19 protein-coding genes are annotated in these 19,976 nt (G+C 68.9%); 15 read left to right on the forward strand and 4 right to left on the reverse strand.

Annotated elements, in window-relative coordinates:
• Positions 1 to 778 (forward strand): cytochrome c oxidase subunit I (locus D472_RS0100490; RefSeq protein ID WP_017602539.1); only part of this gene is annotated, 778 nt, incomplete at its 5' end.
• Positions 779 to 821: 43 nt separating this feature from the next.
• Entirely contained in the window at positions 822 to 1,178 is a 357-nt protein-coding gene (locus tag D472_RS0100495; RefSeq protein WP_033302828.1) for a hypothetical protein, read from the forward strand.
• A 97-nt stretch (positions 1,179 to 1,275) separates the two neighbouring features.
• Here D472_RS0100495 and D472_RS0100500 read toward each other — a convergent pair whose 3' ends face one another.
• Both D472_RS0100500 and D472_RS0100510 read right to left on the reverse strand, forming a co-directional pair.
• Positions 1,276 to 2,112, reverse strand: coding sequence for a sigma-70 family RNA polymerase sigma factor (locus D472_RS0100500; RefSeq protein ID WP_017602541.1), 837 nt, complete (start codon positions 2,110 to 2,112; stop codon positions 1,276 to 1,278).
• Between the two features lie 273 nt (positions 2,113 to 2,385).
• The gene (locus D472_RS0100510) at positions 2,386 to 3,360 is read right to left on the reverse strand and encodes a glycosyltransferase family 9 protein (protein ID WP_017602543.1); all 975 of its coding nucleotides are present in this window, start codon (positions 3,358 to 3,360) and stop codon (positions 2,386 to 2,388) included.
• Positions 3,361 to 3,571: 211 nt separating this feature from the next.
• Here D472_RS0100510 and D472_RS0100515 point away from each other — a divergent pair, with 211 nt between their 5' ends.
• The 11 genes from D472_RS0100515 (at position 3,572) to D472_RS0100565 (ending at position 15,561) form a co-directional block, all read left to right on the forward strand.
• Entirely contained in the window at positions 3,572 to 5,236 is a 1,665-nt protein-coding gene (locus D472_RS0100515) for a carbamoyltransferase family protein (protein WP_017602544.1), read from the forward strand.
• Positions 5,233 to 6,732: an HAD-IIIA family hydrolase gene (locus tag D472_RS0100520; protein ID WP_017602545.1), complete on the forward strand. Its 1,500-nt coding sequence runs from the start codon at positions 5,233 to 5,235 to the stop codon at positions 6,730 to 6,732. The genes D472_RS0100515 and D472_RS0100520 overlap by 4 nt, the downstream gene beginning before the upstream one ends.
• Positions 6,729 to 7,736, forward strand: a complete 1,008-nt coding sequence (locus tag D472_RS0100525) for a glycosyltransferase family 9 protein (RefSeq protein WP_017602546.1) — start codon at positions 6,729 to 6,731, stop codon at positions 7,734 to 7,736. Before D472_RS0100520 ends, D472_RS0100525 begins: the two co-directional genes overlap by 4 nt.
• Entirely contained in the window at positions 7,737 to 8,777 is a 1,041-nt protein-coding gene (locus D472_RS0100530; RefSeq protein ID WP_017602547.1) for a glycosyltransferase, read from the forward strand.
• Positions 8,774 to 10,036 carry a glycosyltransferase gene (locus D472_RS0100535; RefSeq protein ID WP_017602548.1) on the forward strand — a complete coding sequence of 421 codons (1,263 nt, stop codon included), beginning with the start codon at positions 8,774 to 8,776 and terminating at the stop codon, positions 10,034 to 10,036. Before D472_RS0100530 ends, D472_RS0100535 begins: the two co-directional genes overlap by 4 nt.
• Positions 10,036 to 10,626: a D-sedoheptulose-7-phosphate isomerase gene (locus D472_RS0100540; protein WP_017602549.1), complete on the forward strand. Its 591-nt coding sequence runs from the start codon at positions 10,036 to 10,038 to the stop codon at positions 10,624 to 10,626. Before D472_RS0100535 ends, D472_RS0100540 begins: the two co-directional genes overlap by 1 nt.
• Positions 10,623 to 12,008, forward strand: a complete 1,386-nt coding sequence (gene rfaE2, locus D472_RS0100545; RefSeq protein WP_017602550.1) for a D-glycero-beta-D-manno-heptose 1-phosphate adenylyltransferase — start codon at positions 10,623 to 10,625, stop codon at positions 12,006 to 12,008. Before D472_RS0100540 ends, rfaE2 begins: the two co-directional genes overlap by 4 nt.
• A gap of 27 nt (positions 12,009 to 12,035) precedes the next feature.
• Positions 12,036 to 12,722 carry an SDR family oxidoreductase gene (locus D472_RS0100550; RefSeq protein WP_017602551.1) on the forward strand — a complete coding sequence of 229 codons (687 nt, stop codon included), beginning with the start codon at positions 12,036 to 12,038 and terminating at the stop codon, positions 12,720 to 12,722.
• Between the two features lie 67 nt (positions 12,723 to 12,789).
• Positions 12,790 to 13,845 (forward strand): NAD-dependent epimerase/dehydratase family protein, encoded by a 1,056-nt coding sequence (locus tag D472_RS0100555; protein ID WP_017602552.1) that lies wholly within the window; start codon positions 12,790 to 12,792, stop codon positions 13,843 to 13,845.
• Complete coding sequence (locus D472_RS0100560) at positions 13,796 to 14,671, forward strand: glycosyltransferase family 2 protein (RefSeq protein ID WP_017602553.1); 876 nt, start codon at positions 13,796 to 13,798, stop codon at positions 14,669 to 14,671. The genes D472_RS0100555 and D472_RS0100560 overlap by 50 nt, the downstream gene beginning before the upstream one ends.
• Positions 14,668 to 15,561, forward strand: a complete 894-nt coding sequence (locus D472_RS0100565; protein ID WP_017602554.1) for a glycosyltransferase family 2 protein — start codon at positions 14,668 to 14,670, stop codon at positions 15,559 to 15,561. The genes D472_RS0100560 and D472_RS0100565 overlap by 4 nt, the downstream gene beginning before the upstream one ends.
• Positions 15,562 to 15,576: 15 nt before the next feature.
• Here D472_RS0100565 and D472_RS0100570 read toward each other — a convergent pair whose 3' ends face one another.
• The gene (locus tag D472_RS0100570; protein WP_017602555.1) at positions 15,577 to 16,590 is read right to left on the reverse strand and encodes an SDR family oxidoreductase; all 1,014 of its coding nucleotides are present in this window, start codon (positions 16,588 to 16,590) and stop codon (positions 15,577 to 15,579) included.
• A gap of 208 nt (positions 16,591 to 16,798) precedes the next feature.
• On the opposite strand from D472_RS0100570, the gene D472_RS0100575 reads away from it, so the two are divergent.
• A complete protein-coding gene (locus tag D472_RS0100575; RefSeq protein ID WP_017602556.1) occupies positions 16,799 to 18,673 on the forward strand; it encodes a glycoside hydrolase family 15 protein in 1,875 nt (624 codons plus the stop codon).
• Positions 18,666 to 19,196, forward strand: a complete 531-nt coding sequence (locus D472_RS0100580) for a DUF1360 domain-containing protein (protein WP_017602557.1) — start codon at positions 18,666 to 18,668, stop codon at positions 19,194 to 19,196. The genes D472_RS0100575 and D472_RS0100580 overlap by 8 nt, the downstream gene beginning before the upstream one ends.
• A gap of 67 nt (positions 19,197 to 19,263) precedes the next feature.
• Here the strand turns inward: D472_RS0100580 and D472_RS0100585 are convergent.
• On the reverse strand, positions 19,264 to 19,976 hold a 713-nt coding region (locus D472_RS0100585; RefSeq protein WP_017602558.1), incomplete at its 5' end, for a TIGR03557 family F420-dependent LLM class oxidoreductase.

Genomic DNA, 19,976 nt, shown 5'->3' on the forward strand with positions numbered 1-19,976 from the left:
CGGCCTGTCCATGACCGTGTGGGCCCACCACATGTTCCCGACCGGCGCCGTGCTGCTGCCGTTCTTCTCGTTCATGTCCTTCCTCATCGCGGTACCGACCGGTGTGAAGTTCTTCAACTGGGCCGGCACGATGTGGCGCGGCCAACTCAGCTTCGAGACGCCGATGCTCTACAGCATCGGCTTCCTGGCCACCTTCCTCTTCGGTGGTCTGACCGGTGTGCTGCTGGCCTCCCCGCCCATCGACTTCCACGTCACCGACTCCTACTTCGTGGTGGCCCACTTCCACTACGTGGTGTTCGGCACCGTGGTGTTCGCGATGTTCGCCGGCTTCTACTTCTGGTGGCCCAAGTTCACCGGAAAGATGCTCAACGAGAAGCTGGGCAAGTTCCACTTCTGGTTGCTGTTCCTGGGCTTCCACGGCACCTTCCTGGTGCAGCACTGGCTGGGCGCCGCGGGCTTCCCGCGCCGCTACGCCGACTACCTGGCCATGGACGGCTTCACCACGCTCAACCAGATCTCCTCGATCTCGTCCTTCGTCATCGCGCTCTCGGTCCTGTTGTTCCTGGTGAACATCTACGTCACCGCGAAGAAGGCGCCGATGGTCGGTGTCGACGACCCGTGGGGGCACGGAGCCTCCCTGGAGTGGGCCACGTCCTGCCCGCCACCGCGACACAACTTCACGTCGCTGCCGCGGATCCGGTCCGAGCGTCCGGCCTTCGACCTCAACCACCCCTACGCGGCGTCTCCGTCGGGGACCGACCCCGAACGCAACCCGTGACCTGAGGCCACCACCTCCGGAAGACGTAGGCAGGAGCCCCGTCGTGAGTTCGAATGTCCACCACAACAGGAGGGCCCCTCAGCGGGCCCGTGCCGTGGTGATCCTCTTTCTCCTCCTGACCGTGGCCGGTCTGATGATGATGTGGACCTGGACCGCCGACACCCTTTTCGTCGTGCTGAGCGGCGTGCCGGTCGTCTCGGTCCTCGTGGTCTGCCTGTACGGGCGTCATCAGAGCGCCTTCGTGGCGATCGGAGGGCCTCTGGACGGCGCCCGGGTACCTTCGAGCGTGGCGGGGCCGGATACGGAGAACCTCATCCTGCGTACCCGGGACGGCGGCCGTGCCAGTTATGCTGTGGTCGATTCCCACAACCTCGTCTACAGGGGAGAGACCGCGGACTGAGGGTGGTACCACCGGGGTCGTACCGTCCAACGCCGAACAAGGACCATGGGTGGTGGAGTTCCTCCTCCCACCCATGGCCCACCTCGGTCGCGCTCGGTCAGTCGCCTTCGGCCAGTTCCCTGCGCAATCGCGCCAGGGAGGCGGCGAGCAACCGGGAGACGTGCATCTGGGAACATCCCACCTCTTGGGCGATGCGCTCCTGCTTCCACTCATCGAAGAACCTGCGTTTGAGAATCAATCTCTCCCTGGCGGGGAGCGTCCGAAGAACCGAACGCGCGGACTCACGCTCGACGACCAGACCCAGGTCGTGGTCCTCCACACCCAGGTAACGCTCCCAGGCGCCGGAGGAATCCTCCCGGTGGGGCTCGGGTGCGTCCAGGGACAGGGTGTTGTAGGCCTCCGAAACCAGGAGGATCTCTTCGACGTTCTTGACGCTGATCTCCATTTCCCGCGCGATCTCGGCGTTGGTGGGGGTACGGGCCAGGCGTTGTTCCAGGTCCCGTCGGACCTGACGCAACCGAGGCCGGAGCGACTGGGGGTCCCGGGGTGTGTGGACCGCCCACGTGTGGTCACGGAAGTGGCGTTTGATCTCGCCGGTGACCGTGGGCAGAAGGTAGGAGATGAAGGCCTTTCCGCGTTCGGGTGAGTAGCCGTGGATGGCCTTGATCAGGCCGAGGTGGGCCGTCTGTCGCAGGTCCTCGACGTCTTCACCACGCCCCCCGTAGCGCCGGGCGATGCGGTCCAGCAGTGACCGGTAGTGCGAGGTGATCCGCTCCCGCAGCCGTACGGCCAAGGGGTCGTCCCGGTCCAGGCCCTGCAACGCGCGAAGCAATTCCTCTGCGGAGGCCTCCTGGGAGGGCTCCGCGCGAGGTTTGGGCACCACGGGCATCGGTGCGGTGCCGGTGGAAGTACCGGTGGTCGCGGAAGAGTACATGGCGCGCTCCTAGACCCATGGTTCACGAGTGGTCGCCCACGGGTGGACTCGTCGTCCTGTCGATGGCTCTGCGGTCTCCGAACGTCCCGAATTCGGGGACAAGGTCCGGGAAGAACACGGCAGAGGCAACGATGCCCCCGAAAAGGAGGAGGGAAAACGGCACTGTGGGGTCTTGCCCGACTCTTGCTCCGATGTTGGTTCCACGGTGCCCTCGTCCGGCCGGGAGGAGGTCCTTTCCCAAGTGGGGCGGCTGTGCGGCGACCGTGCCAGGCTTTACCGGTCCATGGCCTGTCGTCGACCCTCCGTTGGGGTCGGAGTATGTTCGGCGCACCACAGGAGACGTTCGCAGGCGCGCTGGACCTCGGCCACGGTCACGGACGCCAGACCCGGATCGAGACGGTCCGAGTGAGGGTCGCCCCGCCGACCGGACCACAAACACACGTGGATGTCGAAGTCCACCAGGGGCCCCCACAGGGCGGGGGGCACGGGCCCGAACAGTCGCACGGAGGGTGTGCCGTAGGCGGTCGCCAGGTGAGCCACCCCGGTGTCGCCACATACGAGCAGCATCGCGTCGTGGACGAGCCGCGCCAGGTCTCGCAGGTCGGTACGGCCGGCCACCACCGACCCCGGCCCGAGTCCGGCTTCCCGCGCGACCCGTTCGGCCCCAAGCCGTTCTGCGGACGAGCCGGTGATCAAGACCCGCAGCCCCAGATCCGTCAGCCATCGGGCCACCTGGGCGAAACGAGGAGGCGGCCACCTTCGGGAGGCCGACGCCGCCCCCGGATGCACGATCGCCATGTCCTTCGACCCTGGTCCAGAACGCGGCCAACGCAGATTCGTGGGATCGGTGCCCACCCCGTTCCACTCCAAGAGCCCACACCAGAGTCTGGCGTCGTGCATCGCTCCCGGCCAAGGCGCGTCCGTGCTCGACGACGTCCCAGGGCTCGCATAGGCCCAGATCCGTCCGGGGGAGAGTGTGCGCAGGGCGGCTGTGCTCTGGGGGCCACGGCCGTGCAGATTCACCGCGAGATCGGGAGCCGGACCCGTCCAAGGAGGCGGCCGTAGCTCTTCGGTCGGAACGACCTTCCAGCGCAGACCGGCGAGCCGCACCAGGTCGCGGTACCAGGCCGGTGCCGCGAGGAACCGATGATGCTCGGGCCGAGCGGCTTCCAAGGCACGAAGGGCCGGGACCGCGGTGACGAAGTCGCCCAGACCCAGACAGCGGGAGACCAGCAACGACCCGCTCATCACAATCCCCTCGATCCGACGGTTCCTGATGTCGGCCCCTGACCCTTCGCGGCCCTTCCCAAACACGGGTGCGCGGGCGACCCGGAAAAGCTGTTCCGAGTCGGGTGCGACCGGCGAATCACCAGGTCACCCCTTCACGGGGAACGTTTAACAAGACTCGTCCCCGTGTACTCGATTCCGGAGAGCAGCTTTGAGGCGAGGGAGGAAGGCCATGCGAGTGCTCGGTGTCAACGCCGTCTTCCACGACCCGGCGGCCGCGGTGGTGATCGATGGCAGGACCGTCGCCGCAGCCGAGGAGGAGAGGTTCTCCCGTCGTAAACACGGCAAGGAGGCGGTTCCCTTCTCCACATGGGAGCTTCCCGTGCAGTCCATGCGCTGGTGTCTGGAAGAAGCCGGCCTCAAGCCTTCCGACTTGGACGCGGTCGCCTATTCCTACGACCCGGCGCTCGCCTCGGAGGAGGGCCCGGGCCTGGATCCCGGTTGGGAACGATTGCGATTGCTCTACGTCGAACGGGCCCCGCACTTCCTCGCCACGGCCCTTCCCGGCCTGGATCCGAACAGGGTCGTTCACGTTCCGCACCACGTCGCGCACGCGGCCTCCGCGGCGTTGGCCGCGCCCAAGCCCGCCGAAGGGGACGCGGACTGGGCGGTCCTGGTCGCCGACGGCCGTGGCGAGAACACCTCGCACCTGCTGGGCTCCTATTCGACCAAGGGGGACTTGGAGGTGCTCGCCCGCCAACCGCTACCGGACTCCCTGGGAATGGTCTATGAGGAACTGACGGAGCACCTGGGCTTTCGGCGCTCCAGTGACGAATACAAGGTGATGGCGCTCGCCTCCTACGGAGAGCCCACCATGAACGAACTCCTGAAGGACCGGATCGCCTACCTGGGAGAGGGACGGGTCGTGGCGTCCCGGGTGGACTGGGAGGCACTCGCACCGGCTCGACGGGTGGGGCGGGAGCCCACCCACGAACACGCCGACCTGGCCGCCAGTGTTCAGAACCGGTTGGAGGAGGTCCTCCTCCAACTCGTGGAATGGCTGCACGAACAGACCGGCCTGTGTCGGTTGGCGATGGCGGGAGGGGTGGCACTGAACTGTGTCGCCAACAGTCGCATCGTGCGAGAGGGGCCCTTCGACGAGGTCTGGGTCCAACCCGCCGCGGGTGACGCCGGCACCGCCTTGGGAGGAGCACTCCAGATCGCCGCCGACCTCGGTGACACGATCGAGGCGATGCCCGGCGCCGACCTGGGGCGAGGCTGGGACGAGAGTGAGTTGGCCGCCGTCCTGGACGAGGCGGAGGTGGAGTACGAACGTCCGGACGACCTGGCCTTGGAGGTCGCCCGTGCGTTGAGCGAGGACGCCCTGGTCGCCTGGTTCCAGGGACGTTCCGAATACGGTCCCCGGGCGCTGGGCCACCGCTCCCTGCTGGCCAATCCCTCGAGGGAGAACAATCTCGAAAGACTCAACCGGGTCAAGGGACGCGAACAGTTCCGTCCGGTGGCGCCGATGGTGGCCGCCGAACGGGCCTCGGAGATCTTCTCCGGAGGCCCCCTGCCCAGCCCTTACATGCTCTTCGTCCATGAAGTGGCGCCTCAGTGGCGTGATCGCATACCGGCCGTGGTCCACGTCGACGGGACGGCGCGGGTCCAGACCGTGGCCTTCGAGGACGATCCGCTCACCTCCCGGTTGCTCTCGGAGTTCGAGGCCCTGACCGGACTTCCCGTCCTGGTCAACACCAGCCTGAACACGGCGGGCCGGCCCATGGTGGACTCTCCGCGTGACGCGCTCGAATGCTTCGGCTCCGCTCCGGTGGACGTTCTGGCCCTGGGCCCCTTCCTCGTTCGACGTGGCGGCTCCGGAGAGGGGCGTTCATGACGGAACCGGAGTACGCGATCGTGGTTCCGACCGTGGGGCGCCCTGGCCTGGAGGAGGTCCTTCGCACGGTGCTCCGGGCACCCCGGGCGTGCGTGCCCACCGAGGTGGTCGTCGTCGACGACCGACCCTCGGGTGCGACGATGGGGCCGCTCCCCGGTACCGATCGGCCCCGGGTCCGGACGTTGCGTACGGGCGGCGGTGGGCCGGCGTTGGCACGCCAGGCCGGATGGCAGTCCTGCACCACGCCTTGGATCGTCTTCTTGGACGACGACGTGCGACCGCCCCCCGATTGGCCCGAACGTTTGTGCGCGGACCTTCGAGGACTCGCTCCGAACGTGGCGGGAACCCAGGGGCGCATCGTCGTGCCCCGCCCCGAGGGCAGGCCCGCCACCGACGCCGAACGGAACACGATCGCCTTGGAGCGGGCCCGGTGGATCACCGCGGACCTGGCGTTGAGGAGAAGCGCGCTGGAACGCGTGGGTGGATTCGATACCCGTTTCCCCAGGGCCTACCGAGAGGACACCGACCTCGTCCTTCGACTCTGGGACGCGGGCCTCGACCTGACTCAGGGGGAACGGAAATGTCTCCATCCCCTGCGTGAGGGGGAGCGCCGAGCGTCCCTGGGAGCGCAACGGGGTAACGCCGACAACGCCCTGATGCGCCGTCTGCACGGGTCGCGTTGGCGAGAACGGGTGGGTGAGGCACCGGGAGCCTTGCGTTCACACCTGGTCACGACCGCCCTACCGATCCTCGCCGCGACCGCCGCCTTGACCCGACACCCGGGCCCGGCGGCCGTCCTCGGAGCCGCCTGGGCCATGCGCACGGCGCGGTTCGCGGGTCGGCGGATCACGCCAGGACCGAACGATCCCGCCGAATGGATCGACATGGCGCTCACCAGTGTGCTCATCCCGCCGCTGGCGGTCTGGCACCGACTGTCCGGAGAGGTCCGGCACGCCGGGGCCACCCGTAGACCACCGGTGCGAGCGGTGCTCTTCGACCGGGACGGAACTTTGGTGGAGGACGTGCCCTACAACGGTGACCCGGAGCAGGTGGTGCCCCGTCCCGGTGCGGCCGAGGCGGTCGCGTTGGCCCGCGACCACGGACTGTCGGTGGCGGTGGTGACGAACCAGTCCGGAATCGGCCGACGATTGCTCACCGAGGGGGAGGTGACCGCCGTCAACCGTAGGATCGACGAGATCTTCGGCCCGTTCGACCGGTGGCAGGTGTGTCCCCACCGAGAGGAGGACGACTGCTTCTGCCGTAAGCCCCGACCGGGGATGGTGTTCGACGCGGCCGCGGAGCTGGGCGTGTCGCCGGCCGAATGCGCTGTCGTGGGCGACATCGGAGCCGACGTGGAGGCGGCGGCCGCGGCCGGTGCGAGAGGCGTCCTCGTGCCCACTCCGCGGACCCGGGCCGAGGAACGTCACAGGGCCCCGGAGGTCGCGGACGACCCGTTCATGGCGGTGGCCAGGCTGGTCGGGGGTGGGCGGCCGTGAGCACCGGCACCATCCTCCTGGCACGCCTGGACAGCATGGGCGACGTGGTGATGTCCGGACCGGCCGTGCGGGCCGCGGCACGCACCGCCGAGCGAGTGGTCCTGTTGGTGGGCCCGAGGGGCGAGGCGGTGGCGCGGCTGCTGCCCGGCGTGGACCAGGTTCTCGTCTGGCGTTCCCCGTGGATCGACCCGAACCCTCCCCGGACCGAGCGTGAAGACGTCATGAACCTGGTAGGCCGGGTCACCGGGCTCGGCGTCGACGAGGCGCTCATCTTGACCTCCTTCCACCAATCCCCGCTGCCGTTGGCGCTGCTACTCAGGATGGCGGGGGTCGCACGTGTCTGCGCGATCAGCGAGGACTACCCCGGGAGCCTGCTGGACCTACGCCACCGCGTCGCGCCAGGGATACCCGAACCGGAACGGGCCTTGTCCCTCGTGGAGGCGGCCGGGCACCGACTCGCCCCCCATGACGACGGGGGCCTGACGCTCACCGGCTCCCTGCCCGACACCTTCGAACTCACCGGCGGTGACGGTCACGTCGTCGTCCACGTGGGGGCCGACGCCCCCTCTCGCGAACTCCCGGTCGCCTTGGGCGCCGATGTCACCGCCTCGCTGAGCGCCCGAGGACACCGGGTCGTGGTGACGGGCGAAGACCAGGTCAAGGCCGACAAGGTCGCCTCCGGACACGCCCTGAACCTGGCGGGCCGCACCGACACGGCCGAGCTGGCGGACGTGCTTCGGCGCGCCCGTGTCCTGATCGTGGGCAACACCGGCCCCGCGCACTTGGCGGCGGCGGTGCGCACCCCCGTGGTCTCGCTCTTCGCGCCCGTGGTCCCGGCCTCCGCCTGGGCACCGTACGGGATCGCGTGTCGGGTGCTCGGTGACCAGGACGCCCCCTGCGCCGGTACCCGTGCCCGGGAGTGTCCGGTCCCCGGACACCCGTGCCTGAACGATGTCACCACCGAGGACGTGTTGACCGCCATCGAGGAGTTGGAGGACACGTAGATGACCGTACGCGCGCACACGGCCTCGCGGCCGCTGCCCGCGAGCCTTGCGAGGACGCGAAGGCCCGCGCGGTCGCGCCGGATCCTCCTATGGCACGTCCATGGCTCGTGGACCACCGCTTTCGTTCACTCCGGACACACCTGTGTCCTCCCGCTCGACGCGGAGCGGGGGCCGGACGGCCGGGGCAGGGCCCGCACCTGGAACTGGCCGGTCAACGCCGTGGAGGTCCCCGTAGGCGAACTCCGTGACACCGACGTCGACCTGGTGGTGCTGCAACGCCCCCACGAGGTCGACCTGGCCGAGCGCCTCTTGGGAAGGGTGCCGGGAAGGCACGTCCCGGCCGTGTACGTCGAACACGACACGCCCCGGGGCGCCGTCCCCGACACCCGACATCCGCTCGCCGACCGTTCGGACATCCCGATCGTGCACGTGACGCACTTCAACGCCCTGTTCTGGGACTGCGGACGTGCTCCAACGCACGTCATCGAGCACGGTGTCCCGGACCCCGGACACCTCTACACGGGAGCCACGGAACGGGTGGGGGTGGTTCTGAACGAACCCTTGCGCCGTTGGCGCTTCACCGGCACGGACCTGCTTCCGGACGTGGCTCGGGAACTCCCCTTGGACCTGTTCGGGATGTCGGTCGAGGCGGTTCCCGAACGTCTCGCGCTGAGCGAGTCCCGGCTGCGCGTGTACGAGGATCCGCCCCAGGCGACCATGCACACCGAACTGGCCCGTAGAAGGGCCTATCTGCACCCTCTCCGTTGGACCTCACTGGGACTCTCGCTCATCGAGGCGATGATGCTGGGGCTTCCCGTGGCGGCGATCGGAACCACCGAGGCCTACGAGGCCGTACCGCCGGGAGCCGGCGTGGTGTCCACGGACCCACGTGTGCTCACCGAAGCACTACGCGACTTCATGGAGGACCCCGAGCTGGCCGCACGCACCGGAGCGGTGGCTCGGGAGATGGCGCTGCGCCGGTACGGGCTCCCGAGGTTCCTCGACGACTGGGAGCGATTGTTGGAGGAGGTGGCACGATGAGAATCGCCATGGTGTCCGAGCACGCCAGCCCGTTGGCCTGCATCACCGGTGAGGACGCGGGTGGTCAGAACGTCCATGTGGCGGAACTGGCCGTGGCGCTCGCCCGGCGCGGTCACGAGGTGGTGGTCTACACGCGCCGCGCCGAGGTCTCCACCCCCGACCGTGTGCCCTTCGCCGAGGGCGTGCACGTCGAGCACCTGAGGGCGGGACCGGCCGCCCCGGTGGGCAAGGACCTACTGCCTCCCCACATGCCGGAGTTCGGACGAGAGTTGAGGCGGGCGTGGTCACGCTGGAGACCGGACGTGGTCCACGCGCACTTTTGGATGAGCGGCATGGCCGCGATCCCGGCCACCGAGGCGCTCGACATACCTCTTCTACAGACCTTCCATGCCTTGGGAGCGGTCAAGCGTCGCTTCCAGGGCGCGGCCGACACCAGCCCACCCGAGCGGTGCGACGTCGAGCGCGCGGTGGCTCGGGCGAGCGCCATGGTGGTGGCCACCTCGCAGGAGGAGAGGATCGAGCTGCTCACCTGGGGGATCCGCCCCGAACGGGTGGCCGTCGTTCCCTGCGGTGTGGACATCGAACGCTTCTCGCCGTTCGGGCCGAGCGCACCCCGGGGCGAACACGCCCGTGTCCTCAGCCTGGGCCGTCTGGTGCCCCGTAAGGGTGTCGACACGGTCATCCGGGCGATGCCGATGGTGCCCGAGGCCGAGTTGATCGTGGCGGGAGGGCCCCACCCGCCAGACCTGGAGGCCGACCCCGAGGTGGGACGGTTGCGCGTGGTGGCCGAGCGACTGGGCGTGGACGATCGGGTGCGTTTTTTGGGGTGCGTCGATCACGCCGACGTTCCGCCCTTGATCAGGTCGGCGGACGTGGCCGTCAACGTGCCGTGGTATGAGCCCTTCGGAATCTCCACCCTGGAGTCGATGGCCTGCGGAGTCCCCGTCATCGCTTCTCGAGTGGGAGGCCACAAGGACACCGTCCTACCGGGGGAGACGGGGGCGCTCCTTCCACCGCGCAGACCGGGACGTTTGGCGCACACCCTGCGCCGCCTGCTCGCGGACCCCACCGCGCGGGAGTTGTTCGCCGAGGCCTCTCGCGAGCGGGCCGAAGAACTGTACTCATGGCCGGAAGTGGCCCGAGCCACCGAAGAGTGCTACCGCACCGTCACCTCGTCCACCATTCCCAGGCCGAGGGACCCTCGTGGACACACCGTGGTGTCGGCGGTGGGCACGGCGATCGCCGGAGGGGAGGACTGATGCACGCTCGTCTTCGTGAACTGTGCGAGGCGTTGGAGGAGACCGAGGTGGAACGCGTGGAGAGGTGGGGAAGCCGGGCCGCCCCCCTTCTGGTGGCGGGGCACCGTCTCTTCGCGTGCGGCAACGGGGGGAGCGCCGCCCAGGCACAGCATCTGACGGCCGAACTGACCGGTCGCTTCGAACGGGACCGCGTTCCCCTGTCGGCCTTGGCCCTGCACGCGGAGACCTCCAGCGTGACCGCTATCGCCAACGACTACGGCTACCAGCACGTGTACGCTCGTCAACTCCGCGCTCACGCCAGGGCCGGAGACCTCATGATCTGCCTCTCCACCAGCGGCAACAGCGAGAACGTCGTGGAGGCGGTCAAGGCCGCCCACGAACTGGACGTGGTGACCTGGTCCTTGACCGGACCCGGACCCTGTGCCCTGGAGTCGCTGAGCGACGAGATGGTGAGTGTGCCCGCGGTGTCGGCGTCCACGGTCCAAGAGGTGCACCTGGCACTGGTCCACGTCTTCTGTGCGGCGGTGGACGAACGGCTCGCACGACTCGCCCCCTCCAAGGCCGTGCCGGTCCCGAGGGCGGCCACATGAGCAAAGGGACCATCGTGGTGATCGGGGACGCTCTGCTGGATGTGGACCTACGAGGTCTGTCCCACCGGACCTGTCCGGACAACGGCCACGCGCCGGTGCTGGAACACACCATCCGCTGCTGTCGTCCGGGCGGCGCGGCGCTGACCGCACACCTGCTGAGCGAACGCCAGGGGTGGCACGTGAGGCTCCTGACCTCCTTGGGCGAGGACGCCGCCGCCGAGGAGGTCGCCCGAGGGCTGGGCCCGGGTGTCACGCTCATCTGCCCACCACTGCGGAAGCGTACCCCGACCAAGACCCGGATCCAGACGGGTGGGGTCACGGTCGCACGCCTGGATGAGGGATGCGAGCCCATCGTCGAACGGATGGACCAGCGGGACGTACGCGGTCTTCTCGACGGGGCGTCGGCCGTGCTGGTCTCCGACTACGGCCTGGGAATGACCGGTCAGAGCGCCCTCCGGGCGGCGGTGGCCGAGGCCGCGGGGTCCGTCCCCGTGGTGTGGGACCCCCACCCGAGGGGAGCCGTGCCGGTCGAGGGCGTCCATCTGGTCACCCCGAACGAGTCCGAGTCCGACTTCGGCGACGAAGGCACCGCACGGACACCGCAAGAGAGGGCGCGTCGACTCGTCGATCTGTGGCGGGCACGCGCGGTCGGCGTCACCCTCGGGGAACGAGGCGCGGTCTGGTCCGACGACCAGGGCCGTCAAGGACGCCTTCGATCCGAACCGGTGCCCGGGCCCATCGACACGTGCGGTGCGGGCGACGCCTTCGCCGCCGCCTGTGTCGCCGCTCTGGCGGTGGGCGAGGGCACCGAGGGTGCGGTACGGGCGGGCACGCGCGCGGCCACCGCCTTCGTCGCGCAGGGGGCGGCCGGCGCGTACGCGACCCACGGACGAACGGAAGCGGCCGTCAACCTGCTCACTCCCTCGCCGATCACCGAGAACGCACGCCGCAGGGGCGAGCGCGTCGTGGCGACCGGTGGCTGCTTCGACGTGCTCCACGCCGGACACGTGGACCTGCTCCGCCGAGCCCGCGCCTTGGGCGATCACCTGGTCGTCCTGCTCAACGACGATTCCTCGGTCAGGGCCTTGAAGGGGGAGGACCGCCCGGTGACACCGGTCCAAGACCGGGCCAGGGTCCTGTCCGCGCTCGCCTGCGTGGACACGGTCGTCGTCTTCGACGACCTCACCCCGACCCGGATCCTGGGGCGGATCCGTCCCGACGTGTGGGTCAAGGGCGGAGACTACGACGCCGACCGGCTACCCGAGACTCCCATGGTCCGACGGATGGGAGGCGAAGTGATCACCATGCCCCTCCTCGACGGACGTTCCTCCAGCCGGCTCATCGACCACATACGTGAACGCACGGGCACGCTCACACCCTGAGCACGGCCCACGGGAAGGAGAGGAAAGATGCGCGAACTCGGTACCACGATCGTCACCGGAGGCGCCTCCGGGCTCGGCGCGGCCACGGCCCGGGCGATCGCCCGGGAGGGCGGCACCCCCGTGGTGCTGGACCGCAGGCACCCCGAGAGCCAGGTGGCCTTCGAGAAGGTGGACCTCGGTGACCGCGGGGCCGTGGAACGGGCGGTCTCCCACGTGGTGGAACGGCACGGCCGGATCGACGCGGTGGTCAACGCCGCGGGCACGGACGCCTGCGGGACCCTGTCCGAGGTGGGAGCGCAGGAGTGGGAACGGGTCATCGCCGTGAACCTCCTGGGGACCGTCGCGGTCACCCGAGCCGCCCTGCCCCATCTGAAGAAAAGCGGTGGCACGGTCGTCAACTGCGCCTCCACCCTCGGATTGAGGGCGTTGAGCGACGCCACCGCGTACTGCGCCTCCAAGTTCGGGGTCGTGGGATTCACCAGGGCGCTGGCGGTCGAACTCGCCGGAACGGTCGGAGTCACCCTCCTGGTGCCCGGAGGTATGCGGACCGCCTTCTTCGACGATCGTCCCGAGCAGTACAAGCCCGGCCCCGACGCCAAACTCAACGACCCCGCCGACGTCGCCTCGACCGTGCTCTTCGCCCTGCGCCAACCGCGCGGCTGCGAGATCCGGGAGATGGTCGTGTGCCCCTCGAAGGAGACTTCGTGGCCCTGAGAGGGCTTCGAGAAGTCCGAAGCATGGGTGTCCCCGAAGGGACACACCCGAGAGAGAGGACCGAACCATGCGGTATTGGGGACAAGGCGCCGCTCTGGTCACCGGAGGGGCCGGTTTCCTCGGTTCGCACCTGTGCGAACGGCTGGTGGAACGAGGACAACGCGTGGTGTGTCTGGACAACCTCGCCACCGGGCGCACGGAGAACGTGCGGCACCTGCTGGACCATCCACTTTTCACCCTGTTCCTGGCCGACGTGACCGAGGAGTGGGACATCGACGAACCGGTGGGTTCGGTCTTCCACCTGGCCTCCGCGGCATCGCCTTCGGACTACCTGCGCCTGCCGGTGCAGACCCTGGAGGCCGGAAGCCTGGGCACACGCAACGCGCTCCGCTGTGCGAGGAGACACCGGGCGCGTTTCGTCCTGATCTCCACCAGCGAGGTCTACGGCGACCCGTATGAGCATCCACAACGGGAGACCTACTGGGGCAACGTGAACCCGGTCGGACCACGCAGCGTCTACGACGAGGCCAAACGCTACGCCGAAGCACTGGTCATGGCACACCACCGCGAAGGCGTGGTCGACGTCGGCATCGCACGGGTCTTCAACAGCTACGGGCCGCGGATGCGCCCCGACGACGGGCGAATGATCCCGACCTTCATCACCCAGGCACTCGCGGGACGGCCGATCACCGTCACCGGAGACGGTCATCAGACACGTTCGATCTGCTACGTGGACGACACGGTGGACGGGATGCTCGCCCTGGAGGGGAGCTCGGAACCCGGTCCGGTCAACATCGGCAGCCAGGAAGAGGTGAGCGTGCTCAACCTCGCCCACTTCATCCGGGACTTCTCCGGTTCACGTTCGCGAATCGTCTTCGTCGAACGTCCCGAGGACGACCCGCACTACCGTAGACCGGACATCACCAAGGCATTGAGAACCCTGGGCTGGAAACCGAGCACCCGTCTGGAAGAGGGGATACGTCGGACGATCGCCCACTTCATGGAACGTCACACCTCCCTGGCCCCGCAGGCCGAGGGCACCCCTGGAGACCCGTTGGAGAAGGGAGACACCGATGCCGGGAAGCGGACGGCCCAGGGTCTCGGTCGTGGTGGCCACGCGTGACCGGGTTCGGGAACTGTGTCGAACCCTGAGAATGCTCAGGTCGTTGGAACCACGACCCCCCGTGGTCGTGGTCGACAACGCTTCCCGGGACGGGACCTCCACCGCCGTGCGGGACGAGTTTCCCGAGGTCACGTTGATCAGTGTTCGAGACAACATGGGGTGCGCGGCACGCAACGTCGGGGTGGAGTACACCGACACCCCCTACGTGGCCTTCAGTGACGACGATTCCTGGTGGTACCCGGGCGCGTTGGAACGGGCCGCCGACGCCTTCGACACCCATCCCCGGCTAGGGCTGGTGGCGGCGGCGGTCTTCGTCGGTGAGCAGGAACGCGCCGACCCCGTCAACCATCTGCTCCTGCACAGTCCGCTGGAACCCGCGAACGACCTCCCCTGGCCCAGGACCATGGGGTTCTTGGCCTGCGCCTGTGTGGTGCGCCGTTCCGCCTTCGAGCAGGTGGGCGGCTTCGACCCGTTGCTGTTCTTCGGGGGAGAGGAGGCGCTCCTGGCCCAGGACCTGGCGGCGCGAGGGTGGGGGTTGTGCCACCTGCCCGACGTGCACGCCCACCACCGCCCCTCTTCGGTGCGGCCCCCAGGGCCATGGCGGCGCACCCTGGAGGAGCGCAACGCCTTGCTCACCGTGTGGTTGCGACGCCACCCGAGGGTGGTGCTGTCCCGTACGGCCCGTGCCGTGGCCCGGGCCGTACGCGACGTGGAGACCCGGCGCGCGTTGCGCCTGGCCTTGGCCTTGGTACCGAAGACGATGACCGGTCGGCGCCAGGTCCCGCCCCACGTGGAAAGAGACCTGGCCCTGTTGGAGGGAGCATGAACCCTCGTGTGGGTGTGGTGGTCATCACTCGGGATCGCCGCGAGGAACTGCTGCGCACCCTGGACCGGCTGGAGGCGCTGCCCGAGGCCCCGCCCATCGTGGTCGTGGACAACGCCTCCAGCGATGGCACCGCGCGCGCCGTCGCCAAGACCCACCCTGGGGTGGGTCTGATCAGGGCGAGGAGCAATCTGGGGGCGGTGGGACGCAACCTCGGCGTCGAAGCCCTCTCCACTCCTTACGTCGCTTTCTGTGACGACGACACCTGGTGGGAACCCGGCGCACTGGAACGGGCGGCCGGGCTGCTCGACGAGCACCCCTCACTCGGGGCGATCACCGCGCGTGTGCTGGTCGAGCCCGGGGGAGAGGAGGACCCGCTCACACCGGAGCTGCGGAACTCCCCCTTGCCCCGGCCGCACTGGCTCCCCGGACCCGCGCTCCTGGGCATCCTCGCCGGGGTGAGCGTGCTCAGGGTCAGTGCCTTCCGGGAGGCGGGCGGGTTCTCTCCACGTCTGTGGCTGGGGGGAGAGGAAGAACTCCTCGCGCTGGACCTGGCGGCCGCCGGGTGGTGGATGTGCTGGGACGAGGAGATGGTCGCCCACCACGAGGCCTCTCGGGTCAGGGATTCGAGTGGGCGCAGGAGACGGGGCATTCGCAACACCCTGTGGACCGCCTGGTTGCGCCGTCCCCTTCCAGGGGCCCTCGCCCACACTCGTTCCGTCGTGCGTTCACTGCCGCGTGATGCCACGAGTCTGCTGGGCGTGTGCGACGCCGTCGTTGGGTTGCCATGGGTGGTGCGCGAACGCAGACCCGTCCCCCCACGGGTGGAACAAGGGTTGCGAATGCTTGCCGGGCCCCGCGAACACTCGTCGGCCCGGCGCTACGTCGGATAGCGGGTGGGCCTGCCGTCACCGCTTCCGCAGGGCCGCGTAGCCCGCGGCGCCGGCCGCCAGGGTGGCGGCACCGAGCAGGGTCACCAGACGGCGTCTACGGTTCAGCTCGTCCAGGACGCTGACCGTGCTCGATTCGTCGTCGAACTCTCCGTGCGCGCCGAAGTCGCGCGCGTCGTCCACCGGCTCGAACAGGTTGTCGCGTTCGGGTGCGGGAAGGTCACGCACCTGGGCCCGCCTCGCCGTGTGACCGAGCCGAAGATCCAGCACACGCGGTGCCAGACGCTGCCCCAACACCGTGCCGACGGTCGAGGCGCCCACCCAGTACCGGCGCCGCCGGGGGTGCTCAGCGGCCCACACGATCGCCCGGGCCGCGACCTCCGGTTGGTACACCGGGGGCACCGGCCTGGTGCGACCGCCCATGCGTGAACGGACCCACGAGAACTGCGGGGTGTTGATCGCTGGAAGGTGGACCTCGGTCAACCTCACCCGGGAGCCGGCGTCCACCAGCTCCGCGCGCAGGGAGTCGGTGAATCCGCGCACCGCGTGTTTGGCCCCGCAGTAGGCCGCCTGGAACGGGATGCCGCGATAGCCCAAGGCCGACCCCACCTGCACGATCACCCCGTGATCCCGAGGCCTCATCAGTTCCAGCGCGGCCCGAGTGCCATGGACGTATCCGTGGTAACAGACATCGGTCACCCGGTGGTACTCCTCGGGATCGACCTTCGAGAAGGGGGCGATGATGGAGGCGAAGGCCGAATTCACCCACACGTCCACGGGACCGAGCGTGCTCTCGACCTGTTCGGCCGCCGCGCGCACGGCGTCGGCGTCGGCCACGTCCACCTGAAGCGACAGAACGGGTACCCCGGCCGCACGCGCCTCCCGCTCGGTCTGGGCCAACCCCTCCTCACCGCGTGCCAGGAGGGCGACCGCGTACCCATGGTGGGCGAACTCTCGCACGCTCGCCCGGCCCACACCCGCGCTCGCCCCACTGACGACGACCACCTTGCGTTCGGCGTCATGCTCGCCCATCATCGTCCCCCATCGTTTCGGACACCGGTTCATCGATCCTCTTCCTTCGCGCTACCCGGAGCCCCACCCACCTATGTGTCCGCCAGGTCGCTCGAGGGAGTCGCCCGCGGCACCGTTTCGTCCCGGGTGGGCCAGGGCAGTCGGATGACAAGAACCGATAAGCCGCATCCGGCCCTCCCGGGCCGCCTGACAACTTACGGAGGAGCCGATGAGGCAGGTGACGACGCCGATCGGCGAGCACGGTTTTCTCTCGGACTGTCACACCGCCGCTTTGACCACCCCGGACGGCTCGATCACCTGGTTGTGTACGCCGCAGTTCGATGGCTCCGCCTTCCTATCGGGCCTCTTGGACCTCGAACGCGGTGGTGAATGGACCCTGGAGGTGCAGGGGGCACACCCCCAGGGCCGCTCCTACGTGGACGACAGCCTCGTCCTGCGGACCGTGTGGCGTGGCGAGGACGTGGAGGCCGTCGGTTACGACCTGCTCGCGGTCCGGGGTTCGAAGGAGGGCACCGGCCTGTACCGGGAGGGATTCCTCGTCAGGATCCTCGAATGCCGCTCGGGGAGCGCCTCCATACGTTCCCGACTACGTGCCCGTCCCGACTTCGGGCGTTCGCCAGCCTCCTGGCAACACGTGCACGGGGCACTGAAGGAAGCGTCGGGGCCCTTGCTGTCGGGGTCTCACACCCTCGGTTTCCTCGAGAACGGGGACCCCGAGTTCCGTGCGGAGATCTCCGAGGGAGAGAGCGTGGTGCTCGCCCTGGACTACCTGAACGGTCAACGCCGCGTCGGCCCGGGGAAGGGGCGCGCCCTGCTCGACAAGACACTCGAGGCTTGGCGGAGTTGGTCGGAAAGGACCCACTACGACGGTGTCGGCGCCACCCACGTGCGACGCAGCGCGCTCGTTCTGCGTGGACTCCTGCACGAGGAGAGCGGCGGTTTGATCGCCGCGCCCACCACCTCCCTGCCCGAACGACCGGGAGGCACCAGGAACTGGGACTACCGCTACGTGTGGCACCGTGACGCGGCCCTGGTGGTCCTCGCCTTTTTGCGCCTGGGACACGAGGAGGAAGCGGGGGCGTACCTGCGCTTCCTCCTGCGCGTGTGCGGCCGACCGATCGGTTGGATCCCACCGGTGGAGACGGTGGACGAGCAACAGCCCCCGGAAGAGGAGACACTCGACCACCTGGCCGGATACGGCGGCGCGCGACCGGTCCGGATCGGTAACGACGCCTACCCCCAGCACCAGTTGGACGTGTACGGGCACATCCTGGACGCGGCCCTGTCCTATGAGGAGGCCACCGGAGGGTTGGATCAGGGCGACCTGGAACAACTCGACTCCGTGGTCGAATCGGTGCGTGAGTTGTGGCGTGAACCGGACGAGGGCCTGTGGGAGGTCCGGTCGGGCCAGCGTCACTGGACCAACTCCAAGCTCTACGCCTGGGCGTGCTTGGACAGGGGTATCCAGCTCGCTCAGCTCACCGGGCGAAAGGAGAAGGTTCCACTGGAGCGGTGGCGCGAGGAGGCGCGGGAGATACGTGAGGACATCCTCGCCCACGGCTACGACTCCGACACCGGCTCCTTCGTCCAGTCCTACGGTGCGACCAACGTCGACGGGTCCCTGTTGCGGATACCGTTGCTGGGTTTCCTGGAGGGAAACGACCCGCGAGTGCTGCGCACCCTGGAACGGGTGGAGGCCGAACTGGGGGAGGGCGACGGGCTCATCCACCGCTACGACCCCGAGGAGACCGACGATGGGATCAACACACCGGAGGGTGCCTTCCTCCTGTGTTCCTTCGACATGGTCTCCGCCCTGGTCCTGGCCGGAGAGATCGAGGAGGCCCGACGAAGGTTCGAGTACTTGTGCGGGAGCACGGGCGAATTGGGTCTCCAGGCGGAGGAGATGACCTCCGAGGGTGAGCAACTGGGCAACTTTCCACAGGCCTTCACCCAGCTCGCGCTCATCGAGGCCGCCGTCAACCTCGACGCCGCGGGGGACACCGAGGCGTTGCACCGGTGGGCCCGCAACAGGTCCGCCGGCAGGAAGCGATCGCAACACCGCAAGGAGGCGAATGATGAATGAGGCCACCGGCGTGGAGAACGTCGAGAAGGCCATCCGCCAAGAGGCCGAGGCCTACCGTGGCGACAGCGATCAGCCGCTCGCCGGGTACGCGACGGTCGTCGGCTCCTACGCGGCCCTGGTGGGGGTGGGTGCGTTCGTGGCGCGTGGTCTGCGAACACGCGGGGCCGCGGCGTCGCTGCGGCCCTGGGACTTGGCGCTGATGGGGCTCACCACGCACAAGGTGTCGCGGATGCTGGCCAAGGACCCGGTCACCAGCCCGTTGAGGGCGTTCTTCACCCGTTTCCAGGGCGTGTCCGGGCCCTCCGAACTCGATGAGCGGGTACGGGGCGAAGGTGGCCGTAAGGCGGTCGGGGAACTGCTCACCTGCCCCTTCTGCACCTCCCAGTGGATCGCCACCGGCTACGCCTTCGGGTTGGTGTTCGCCCCCACACTCACCCGGAGCGCGGGAGCGGTCTTCAGCGCCGTCGCGATCTCCGACTGGATGCAATTGGCCTACGTGCGTCTCCAAAAGGCCCAGGAGTAGGCCACGGTGGAAACGAGGTCGAGGGCTCGGGCCGGCCCGAGCCCTCGCCGCGCTCCCGGGTGGGTGGTCACCGGATCCGGCGGAGCCTGGGCAGGACCTCTTGGGCGTAGAACTCGAAGAAGCCGTCCTGGTCGTCCCCGACCTGGCAGATGTAGACCTCGTCCGCTCCCGCCTCCAGATAGGGCTCGATCGCGGCCACGTGCTGATCCGGGTCCGGCCCACAGACCACCTCGTCCCGGACCATCTCGGGCGTGACCAATTTCGAGGTGAGCTGTTCGAAGTGCCGGGGTGAGGGAAGTAGCTGCATCGCCTCCCCGGGGATGGCCTCGGTGGGCCATCGCTCGTACGCGGTGCGCACCGCCTCCTCCTCGCTCGGCGCCCAACAGACCTTGAGTCCACCTTGGACTGGTTTGTCCTGCCCGCCCTCCTGCCGGAAGTTCGCGATCGTCTCCGGAGCCGGGGCCACCTGGATGAGACCGTCGGCGGCGTGGGCGGCCAGGGCCGTGGCCTTGGGGCCGAAGGCGGACATGTAGATCCGTGGTGGCTCCTCGGGCAGGGTGTACAGACGCGCGGTGTCCACGGTGAAGAACTCGCCCCGGTGGCTGACCATTCGGCCGCCCCAGAGCTTGCGCATCACCTCGATGGCCTCCTCCAACATCGCCAGCCGTCGGGCCGCGGACGGCCAGGCGTCACCGAGGATGTGCTCGTTGAGGGCCTCCCCCGTGCCGACCCCCAGGATGAAACCGCCATCGGTCATGGCCGCGGCGGTGGCGGCCGCCT

The sequence above is a fragment of the Nocardiopsis alkaliphila YIM 80379 genome (genome assembly GCF_000341005.1).
GTDB lineage: Bacteria > Actinomycetota > Actinomycetes > Streptosporangiales > Streptosporangiaceae > Nocardiopsis > Nocardiopsis alkaliphila.